7 protein-coding genes and 1 pseudogene are annotated in these 10,104 nt (G+C 62.9%); 3 read left to right on the top strand and 5 right to left on the bottom strand.

The genetic code is table 11. The annotated features are described in order from the left end of the window. On the bottom strand, positions 1–1,676 hold a 1,676-nt coding region (locus ACMNI9_RS08540; RefSeq protein ID WP_418831630.1), incomplete at its 3' end, for an SHIRT domain-containing protein. 319 nt (positions 1,677–1,995) lie between these two features. On the opposite strand from ACMNI9_RS08540, the gene ACMNI9_RS08535 reads away from it, so the two are divergent. From ACMNI9_RS08535 to ACMNI9_RS08525, 3 genes are read left to right on the top strand one after another with little or no spacing between them, the layout of a single operon-like run. Then, positions 1,996–2,202 (top strand): ATP-binding protein, encoded by a 207-nt coding sequence (locus ACMNI9_RS08535; RefSeq protein WP_114565979.1) that lies wholly within the window; start codon positions 1,996–1,998, stop codon positions 2,200–2,202. Continuing rightward, entirely contained in the window at positions 2,199–2,855 is a 657-nt protein-coding gene (locus ACMNI9_RS08530) for a 4Fe-4S binding protein (RefSeq protein ID WP_418831628.1), read from the top strand. The genes ACMNI9_RS08535 and ACMNI9_RS08530 overlap by 4 nt, the downstream gene beginning before the upstream one ends. A gap of 9 nt (positions 2,856–2,864) precedes the next feature. Beyond that, positions 2,865–3,146 (top strand): ArsR/SmtB family transcription factor, encoded by a 282-nt coding sequence (locus tag ACMNI9_RS08525; protein ID WP_418831626.1) that lies wholly within the window; start codon positions 2,865–2,867, stop codon positions 3,144–3,146. A gap of 58 nt (positions 3,147–3,204) precedes the next feature. Here ACMNI9_RS08525 and ACMNI9_RS08520 read toward each other — a convergent pair whose 3' ends face one another. The 4 genes and pseudogenes from ACMNI9_RS08520 to ACMNI9_RS08505 all read right to left on the bottom strand — a co-directional run. Then, positions 3,205–5,391 (bottom strand): YhgE/Pip family protein, encoded by a 2,187-nt coding sequence (locus ACMNI9_RS08520; RefSeq protein WP_418831624.1) that lies wholly within the window; start codon positions 5,389–5,391, stop codon positions 3,205–3,207. Further along, complete coding sequence (locus tag ACMNI9_RS08515) at positions 5,384–7,975, bottom strand: YhgE/Pip family protein (protein WP_418831622.1); 2,592 nt, start codon at positions 7,973–7,975, stop codon at positions 5,384–5,386. Before ACMNI9_RS08515 ends, ACMNI9_RS08520 begins: the two co-directional genes overlap by 8 nt. A 203-nt stretch (positions 7,976–8,178) precedes the next feature. After that, positions 8,179–9,381: an NADP-dependent isocitrate dehydrogenase gene (locus tag ACMNI9_RS08510; RefSeq protein ID WP_114565976.1), complete on the bottom strand. Its 1,203-nt coding sequence runs from the start codon at positions 9,379–9,381 to the stop codon at positions 8,179–8,181. A 516-nt stretch (positions 9,382–9,897) separates the two neighbouring features. Then, a pseudogene (locus ACMNI9_RS08505) lies at positions 9,898–10,104 on the bottom strand (ABC transporter ATP-binding protein); the annotation flags it as partial.

The following is a 10,104-nucleotide window of genomic DNA, read 5'->3' as shown; positions in this document are numbered from 1 at the left end:
GGATCCGGCGGGTCGGTCGGGTCCGGCGGGTCGACCGGCACGGGATCGGCTGCGAATTCCCAATACCCCACGAACTCGCCGTCGGCGTCGTCAACCAGATGCGACTCCTTATCCCAGGAGCGGAACGCCCATTTCCCGCCTTCGACCTGGATCTCGGTCTGAAGCAGCTCTTCGGGGAACACGCGGACGCCCGTCTCCAGGCCCTCGAGCGGCACAGGCAGAAGCGCCAGCACGTCCGCAGGCAGCTCCTTGCCTTCCGTCATGCTTTCGAAGCGATACGAAACCTGGTAGGTTCGCGCCACGAAGGCTATTCGCATCGAGGGGCTGTCGATTCGGGGAATGTTCTGCTTGATCGCGCTCACCTTCACCACGCCGTCGATGTAGCCGCCCAGTGTAATCGGCTCGCCCGCAGACTCGACCGCGTACGCCGTCTCCTTCGAAACGAAGAAGGGACGTCCCGGCGCCGTAAGCACCATCGGCTCGAGCACCTGTGAAGCCGAAGCGTTCAGAAGGTTCGCCGGATTGCCGTCGCGGCGCACCGTGACCCGGACGATGAACGTGGACTTGCCCTGGCGATCGAACGAGAACACCGAGGTGGGGCTTCCCTGCACCAGCGAATCGTCTATCCGGGCAAGCACGTTGTAGTTTTCGTCGAGCACGTACGAAGGCTTGAACTGATAGCTGGTAAACGACACGTTCTCCAAAACGTCGGGCATGCCGATGCGCTCGTCAAGCACCACGTGCAGATCGACGTGCGTGTACGACGCGCCCTGCTTCGGGCCGTCCGACCAGGTTCCGCTGTTGGTCATGATGCCGCCGGGATTCCTGAACACCATGTGCGCGAGCACCTTGTTGAAGCCGAATTCCGGGCGCACCGCAACCCCGTATCCCGGCGCCGACGGATCCAGCATCACGGTTGCCGCTTTGTCCGCCTGGTCGACGCCGAACCCGGATTGCTCGATAATCTCGCCCTCCACGGTGTCGGAAGCGCTCATACCGCGGTTCATGTCGATATAGCCCGCGCTGTTCAGCGCATCGAACCCGCCCGCGAAAATGGCGTACAGACGGCGCGGCTCGGACAGGCCCTCGGGAAACGCCGCGGACACCGGCTCGCTCTCGTAGAAAAGGCGGCCCTGCGCGTTAGCCACGTAATCCGGCACGTCCGACCAGCCGATGAAGTACTTCTTGAAAACCCAGCTTCCCATATCGTACAAACCGAAGTTGCCCAGCGGCTCGTCGCCGCTCGTAAACACCTTGGACTGCACGCCCTCTCCGGCAACTTCCATGTCGAACTCCACGATGCCGTTGAAATCGGGCTGTTCCGCAGGCGCCGCATCGCGCGCATCTACCGGACGCTCCCCCGCCGTCCCCGATTCGGGCGCCACGGGATTTTCCTCGTCGATCGATATGGAAAGCGGCTCGGCGATCGGCGGCGGCAACTCGGCGCCCGTCGGCGCTTCAGGCGCTGACGCCGGCGCGCCGTCGACGGAAGAGCCTTCCTCGTCGCGGCCCTCCGACAAGCCGGCATCGCTCGAAGCCGCCTCGGGTGCAGCATCCCGAACTTCCGTCCCCGCCGAGCTGCCGTCGGGATCGGCGAACGCGAAGCTACCCGGCATCGCAACGCCCGCAACCAGCCCGACGGCAACGACAAGGCGAAGCACGCTGTCTCGTAGCATTTCAACTCCCTTCGTCCTGATGACTCAAGTTGAAGCGCAAAGCCCGCATCCTGCCAGCCCGAAAACCCTCCGTCACGACGCGCAGACTAGAAGCTTCCCAAGCTATGCTATTCCCATGGCAGCGCCGTTGCGGCCGAAACCCCCGGATGCTTTAGCACCCTATTCATTGCCCCCTCTATAGCGAAACGTCGTTGACATCCTGTTTCATGCGCCTTTTTCGCTGATGAGGCCGGGCGCGCCATTGCACGGTTGCGCGGCGGTCCCTCTTCGTTTATTATTTAAGAATATTCTTATATTCTAATTTAGAGAAAGGAAGACGGTGGCAAAGAAGATAGCGGTCGTAGCCGAGAAAGCCTGCGTCGCCTGCGGCGCATGCGCTCACGCCTGCCCTCGGGAAGCCGTTTCAGTCTGGCGCGGAACAAGGGCGTACGTAAACGCGACCCTTTGCGTGGGCTGCGGAGCATGCGAAGCGGAATGCCCGGCATCCGCCGTAGCCGTGCACCGACGCGAGGCGGTGTCGGCATGAGCGGCAAGAAGGCGTGCGGCAAGGCATGCGCACCGCGCTGGTACGACCGCCTGTACGTGATCACGCCCATCTACCTGGCGCTGGGCTTCTTCAATATCCTGTTCGCGTGGATCGGCCTCGTGTTCTTCTTCGTGCCGCTCATCGTTTCCCTGGCAGGCGGCGGAAAAGCCTACTGCAACCGCTACTGCGACCGCGGACAGTTCCTGACGCTTCTGGGCAAGCGGTTCGGCCTCTCGCGCAACAAGCCGACCCCGCGCATCCTGCGGTCGTGCGCGTTCAGGCTGGGCTTCCTGGTGTTCTTCATGGCCATGTTCGCGAACATGCTGTTCGTCACCTGGATGGTGTTCGCCGGAAGCAGCGAGCTGGGAACGGCCGTACAGCTTCTATGGACCTTCTCGCTGCCATGGGATTGGGCCTATCCGGTGGAAGTGGAGCCGTGGGTTGCGCAATTCGCCTTCGGGTTCTACAGTATCATGCTGACGTCGAACCTGATCGGGCTTGCAGTCATGGCTCTGTACCGGCCGCGCTCGTGGTGCGCGTTCTGCCCCATGGGCACCATGACCCAGCTCATCTCCAAAGGCCGCGCACACGGCATGGAACCGCCGACGGAAGAGCGACCCGCGACGTCTGCGAACCCTTCGACTCCCGCATAGGAGACCGCCATGGAAGAAAAAGCGCACCAGGTAGCGGAACTGTTTCGCCTGCTTGCCAACGAGAATCGGCTCTTGATTCTCTGCGCGCTGCTCGAAGCCGACCAAACCGTGGCCCAACTGGCCGAAAACGTTCCCAACATCAGTCGGCCCGCGCTTTCCCAGCACCTTTCAGCGCTTCGCCTTGCGGGCGTGGTGCATGCCCAGCGTTCCGGGCATTACGTCGTGTACAGCTTGGCTGACCAGCGCATTCGATCGCTGTTTCAAACAGTGAAGGACGCCTACTGCTCCTGATGCGCGCTCGCGCGCACGTAGGCGACGCCCGCACCTGCACGCGCGGGCGTCGCCTGCCCTACCCCACCAGCTTCGAGGACTCCACCTGCTCGACGTACCACGTCATGAACTTCGCCAACGGCTTGCGCAGCACCAGGCCGATGAACGCAGCGGGAAGCAGGAACAGCGCCAGCTTGCCCAACTCGATCCAGAAATCGTTGCCGAACGTCCCGAACATGGCCGCGCGCATGGCGTTGACCACATGGGTTGCCGGCAGCCACGGGCTGAGGTCCTGGATGAACGAGGGCAGCAGCTGCAGCGGATAGGAGCCCCCGCATCCCGTCACCTGGATGATCAGAAGCAGCACCGCGACCGCCTTGCCCAAGTTGGCAAACGCCGCCACCAGCGCGTAGATCAAGAACGTGAACACCAGGCCCGCCACCCAGAAGCACAGCATGAACAGCATCGGATGGGCTACCTGCACCTGCAAGAACAGCATGTTGCCCAGCCCCATCAGCGTGGTCTGCGCCAGCGACAGAAACGCCATGACGCCGAAATGCCCCAAGAACAGCTCGCGAGGACGCGGGTCGCTCAAAAGCGCCCTCGTCTTATCGGAGACGCCCGGCTTCACCGCAACCAGGATAAGCAGCGAGCCGATGAACAGGGCCAGCGTCGTGTACAGCGGAGCCATGGCCGATCCGAAGTTGTCCGCCGGGAACACGGCGATGCGATCGATGGCGACCGGTGCCGAAAGCGCCTTCGAAAGCACCTGGGTGTCCGAGCCCAGCACATGGCGCAGGGCTTCCATATCGCCGCTCGCAAGCGCTTGGTCGATGCTGTCGGCCAAAGACGCCAGCTCGGCGGCCGATCCGCGCAGCTTCTGCGCCGCGCCGTCGATCTTCGAAGCCGCCGACCCCAGCAGATCGTTGGCCGACCCCGCGGAATCGGCCAGCCCGGAACTCGAAGCCCGCAAGTTGTCCACGCCGGCTCCAACGTTGGCCGCAAGCGTTGACACGTTGCTTGCCAGCTGCTGCATGGCCGGTTTCACGTTCGCATCGAAATCGCCTTTGACCGCCGACATGCTCTCCTGTGCCTGCGCGGCCAGCTTCTTGATCTCCTCGCGCTCGGCCTGCGTGTTCGCGTTGCCCGCTTCCAGCTTGGTCGCCGCGCTGCGCAGGTTGTCGCGCACGCCCTCCATAAGCTCGATAACGGCGTTCAGTCGCACGATCACCGCGTCCACGGCAGGTTGATACTCTTCGGGCACCTGCCCCCGCAGCTGCTCCAACTGGCCCACCAGGGCAACGTAGTGGCTGATCTGCCCGTCCACCGTATCGGCCTGCGCGCGCATCTGCGTAACGCACTCCTGCGTTCCCGAAGAAGCCGTGTCGAACAGGGCGTCCACCGAATCGGAAACCGCGCCGAAGCCCTGCCCCGTGCTCTCGAGCGCGTGCGACAGGTCGTCGACCGACTGCTTCAGGGCTTCGACCATGTCGCCCGTAGCCGCCGCACCCTGCGAAGCCGTTGCGCCCATGCCGTCCAACTCGGAGCGGGCCGACCCGATAAGCTTGACCGAATCGCCGATAAGCGTTTGCGAAGAACGCGCGAGCGAAGCGTACAGATCGAGCACCGAGCCCATCTGCTTCACCTGCTCCCCCATGCCGCGCACGTGCTTGGACAGATCGGCGATGCGACCGTTCACGTCGGCGTCGTCGGCATAGCGCGAGAGCGATTCCGCCAAGCTGAGTGCAACTTCCGAAAGCGTTTCGGCGAACACTTCGTTTACCTGGTACGATACGGAATCGGCACCCTTGTCGGTAATTTTCGGGGCAATCGCGCTCTTCTTCTCGTTCGCGTAGTACACGATTTTCGCGTGTTGCACGTCCTGCGAATAAAAGGTGAGCATATCCTTGCTGAAGCTGCTCGGAATGACCACCGCCGCGTAGTAGCGTCCCGATTTCGCGCCGTCCACGGCGTCCTCTTCGGACGTGAAGGTCCAATCGATCTGGTCGTTGGCGCGCAGCGCGGAAACCACCTGCTCGCCCACGTTGACGCGCAAGGGAACCAAATCGCTTTCGTACCCCTCGTCGACATTGGCCACCGCCACGGTAAGGTTGCCGGTGTTGTCGAACACGTTCCAGCACGCAATGACGTTGTACCAGGCGAAGATGGAAGGCATGACCACCAAGCCCACGGCGATGATGATGCTCATCGCGTTCGCGAACAGGCTTTTGAAGTCGCTGCGAAGGATGCGCCACAGGTTACTCATGGCCGCCGCCTCCCTTCAAGCCGCGAAGGGCATCCGAGGTTCGCGCCATGCTGTTGCGCGACGCGCCCAGTTCCAGCAAGCCTTCTTCGGACATGCCGTCAAGCTTCAGCTGCCGCTCGAAGCTGTCACGCAGGCTCTCCAGCACCACCAAGAACACGAACACGGTAACCATCCATATCAGCCACGCGGTCAGCAACCACACCTTCTCGGTGGGCGTGAGCGCGAATATCACGGTCAACGCCACGGGCACCGCCAGGCCCAGCGCCACGGATCCGCGGATAAGCCGAGGATACCAGCGGGCGAAGCGCTCGTAGCGAAGCTGCAGCTCTTCGCGGTACTCGTCTTTGTCCGCAAGCGCGCGGAACAGCTGCGCGAACCGGTACGGGCGCTCGGGAACCTCCACGTCCTCGCCGTTGAACAGGCCGCTTTGGCTCACCTGCCCCGCAACCATGCGGTTCACGTTCGCCATGAGGGGCCGAACGATGATCCCCAAAGCCATGAACAGCACGAAAAACAACACGAGCATGCCCACGGCGTCGGTGTAATGGGAACCGTAGAACCCGCAGATGGCCTCGCGCATGGCGCCGATGCCGTAGGTGAACGGGAAGAAGGGGTACACCGCCTGGAAAAAGCCCGAGGTCATCTCGATGGGGTACAAGCCCGTCGCGCCCGGAATCTGCGCGAACACCAGCACCACGCAGATGCCCTTGCCAATGTGCTGCAACGTAACCGAAAGCGCGTAGATGATGCTCAGGTAGGAAAGCGACGCCACCGCTGCCGCGAAGAACAGCGCCGGGGCGTTCACGGCCTGAACCCCTATGACCAAAACGCCGGCGCAGCAGATGACCGCCTGCAGAACCGCCATGACGGCCAGCAGCAAGAACCTGCCTAGATAGCGCTGCGTGACGGTCAGGTTCCGTATGCCCTCCCCATCCACCTCTTGCTTCATGATGACCAGCAGCATGAAAGCGCCGATCCAAAACGTCAGGTTCATGAACAGCGGAGCCATGGCCGACCCGTAGGCGTTAAGCGGATAAAGCTGCTCGGTGACAAGCTTGGTGGGAGATCCCATGAATTCAGCGATCTTCGTGGCGTCCAGCCCGTCTTCTCCGAACAGCTTCGTCAAAACTCCCAACTCGCCCAACGACAGCACATCGGTCCTCACCGTATCAAGGCTTTCGCTCAAGCTTGCCAGAATGGCGTCGGTTTGGCCGAGAGCTTCTTTCGCCGTGGCAAGCGTCGAGGAAAGCTGGTCCAGGACAAGCGACGTCTGGTCGATCAGGAGCCGCTGGCTGGCAACGGCCGCGCCCAGCGTGGCCGAGGTTGCGCTCACCTGCGACAAGCTCTGGTTGACCAGGGGAATCGTGGTTCCGAACAGCCCGTTCGAATACGTGTTCGCATCGTTGACGGCAAGCTGCACCGCAGCATTGAGCGAATCGCCCGCCTGCGACACCGACTGGGACAGCTTGCCCGCTTCCCCGTTGAGGCTCGCAAGGCCGTCCAAGGTTTGCTGCGCATCGGCCGCGCGGCGATCCAGCTCGTCCGCCATGGCCGCAAGAGGCTCCTTGCCGGGGTCGCCGGCGGGAAGCCCGTCCGCCATCGTGCGCAGGTAGGCGGCCAGCGCCTTGCTCTCTTGGACGATCGCCTGTCCCTGGGACAACGAGGCGCCTATGCCCGCCTGGGCCTCCCCCGCAGCCGTCGTCAAATCCCCTATCGCGCCGTTCGCCTTGGAAGACGCCTGGGAAACGGCAAGCAGGCTTTGGCTCACGGCGGGCGCTGCGGTGGTCGATACGCTTGCCAGCCCGCTTTGCATCTGCCCGGCAAGGTTCGACACGTTTTGCAGCGCGCTGCTGGCGCTTGCAATCTCGGTGCGCGCACGATCGAGCGTGCCGCGCGAATTCCCAACCTTATCCTGAGCCTCGTCGGTGGCCGCCGAAATAGCGCCGAGCGATGCGCGGGCGTCGCTTACCAGCTGCGCCGTTTCGGATATCTCGGAAACGGCGCGAGACCGCGACGCGTCGATCGATCCGCGCGCGTCGGACACCGCCTGGTCTATGGCTTCGGCAGCAACGTCGCTTACGGTCGAGACGAACGTGGAGTTGATGGTTTCGTCAAGCGTCGTGGCGCCCGTATCGGTGATCTTAGGCGAAACCGGCCCAAGCTTTTCGTTGACGTAGTATTGGATTTCCGGCTGCGTGAAATCGCCGGTCGTCAAAGAGAGCAAGTGCTCGGTGAAGTCCTTCGGTATGACGAAGGCCGCGTAGCTCTTGCCCGATTGAAGTTCGGACAAAGCGGTATCGTGATCGGTGAAAACCCAGTCCAGCTGCTTGTTTTCATGCAGTTCCTCAACGATCATGTCGCCAACGTGAAGCTCGCCGGTCAAATCGCTTGAGCCGCCGACGTCCTCGTTCACCACGCACACGCGCAGATTCCCCGTATTGTCGTACGGGTTCCAAAAGCCCACCACGTTGTACCAGGTGTAGACCGACGGCAGAACCAGCAAGGCGACGACCACCACCAAGGCGGGCGGCACCTTCAACAGGCGCAAAAGGTCACGCTTGAACACGCGAAAAACGTTTCCCATCTTGCCGCAACCCTCCTTCATGAAGCTCGCCGAACGCATCCGGCCTATGATACTCCTCTTGCATGAAGGCGTCATGCCCGATTGACGTTTGAAGCCCAAACGTCAATCGGGCATGGTTGGATCACGGTACCTGGCAAAAAAACGGCCTCGGAGCGCAATGCGATCCAAGGCCGTGGACGTTGCGTTGGGCGCAGAAGCCGACTCTACGCCGCCAGGCGCTTGGCAACCGCCAGGATGAAGTCGCGCGTGCTGAGCTTCACCGGATTCGGCAGCGTAGTGATGAGCGCCAGGTCGCCCGTCATCTCGCCGGCTTCGATAGTGTCGAGCGTGGCCTTCTCCAGGCGATTCGCGAAGTCCACCAGGTCGTCCAAGCCGTCAAGCTCGCCGCGCTTGCGCAGCGCGCCCGACCACGCGAAGATGGTGGCCACCGAGTTCGTGGACGTCTCCTCGCCCTTAAGGTGCTTGTAGTAGTGGCGTTGCACGGTGCCGTGCGCGGCTTCGTACTCGTAGTAGCCCTGGGGGCTGACCAGCACCGACGTCATCATGGCAAGCGAACCGAACGCGCTCGACACCATGTCGCTCATCACGTCGCCGTCGTAGTTCTTGCAGGCCCAGATGAAGCCGCCGTCGGCCTTCATCACGCGCGCCACGGCGTCGTCGATGAGCGTGTAGAAGTACTCGATGCCGGCTTCCTCGAAGCGCGCGGCGTATTCGGCGTCATAAACTTCCTGGAACACGTCCTTGAAGCGATGATCGTACTTCTTCGAGATGGTGTCCTTCGTGGCGAACCAGATATCCTGCTTGATATCGAGCGCGTACTCGAAGCAGCTGCGCGCGAAGCTCTCGATGGAAGCGTCCAGGTTGTGCATGCCCTGCGCCACGCCCGGACCGTCGTACTCGTGCACGAGCTCGCGCGTCTCGGTGCCGTCGGCGGCGGTGTAGACGAGCTCCACCTTGCCGGGACCGGGTACGCGAATCTCGGCGTTCTTGTACACGTCGCCGTAAGCATGACGCGCGATGGTGATGGGCTTGACCCAGTTGCGCACGCACGGCTCGATGCCCGCCACCGTGATGGGCGTGCGGAACACGGTGCCGTCGAGCATGGCGCGGATGGTGCCGTTAGGGCTCTTCCACATCTGCTTCAGGTCGTACTCGTCCATGCGCGCGGCGTTCGGCGTGATGGTGGCGCACTTCACGGCAACGCCCAGACGGCGGGTCGCCTCGGCGGAGTCGACGGTCACTTGGTCGTCGGTGGCGTTGCGATGCTCCAGCCCCAGGTCGTAGTACTCGGTTTTCAGATCGATGTGCGGCGCGAGCAGTTCGTCTTTGATCATCTGCCAGATGATGCGCGTCATCTCGTCGCCGTCCATTTCCACAAGCGGCGTGGTCATTGCAATTTTCGCCATAGCTAGCCTTTCGTTCCTGCGGGCCTGCGCCCGTCGCGCGCGTCGGCGCGCTTGTTCGCGTGCATGAAACCATGATAGCGCGGAATGAGCGCGGACGGCCTCAAATCCAAGCGATTCCGATTTCCGGAGCCGCGTTTCCCTTGAAAGCCGCTGGTTTCGCCCGTCCTGTCAAAACGGGCGAGTTTTGCTGGTCCTCAAACCAGGATAAAGGATGCTTGCAGCTTTGCGACCTGGGGTGATGCAAAACGCATTCGAGAAGAGACTCCTCTGAGGGCGAAAAACCGCCGCAAAACTCGTCCATTTTGGCAACGAGGGGATCTTGCCGCTCGGAAACGAGCGCGGCAGAGGCGTTGCCCTCGCGGGAGCGCACTCCGCAGAGGCGGGCGCAGCAGTGGCGTTGCCCATGCGGAAGCGGGCCGCACGGAAGCGGCGACGCACGACATCGCCCGCGCGACACCCACGCGCCGCCGCCAGGCGCTCGCACTCCTGGCGCCGCCCCGCCGCGGCGCGCGCGGCCTACTCCAGATACGCGCCCGTCTGGCACTCCCACAGGCGCGCATACGCTCCACCCGCCTCGATCAACTGCGCATGCGGGCCGTCCTCGACCACGCGGCCTCCGTCAAGCACCACGATGCGGTCCAAGCTGGCCACCGTGGACAAGCGATGCGCCACCACGATGGCCGTACGCCCGTGCATGAGGGTGGCCAGCGCGTCCTGCACCAG

This window comes from Paraeggerthella sp. (assembly GCF_048427265.1).
GTDB classification, from domain to species: Bacteria; Actinomycetota; Coriobacteriia; order Coriobacteriales; family Eggerthellaceae; genus Paraeggerthella; species Paraeggerthella hominis.
This window is presented reverse-complemented; position numbering and strand designations above follow the sequence as displayed.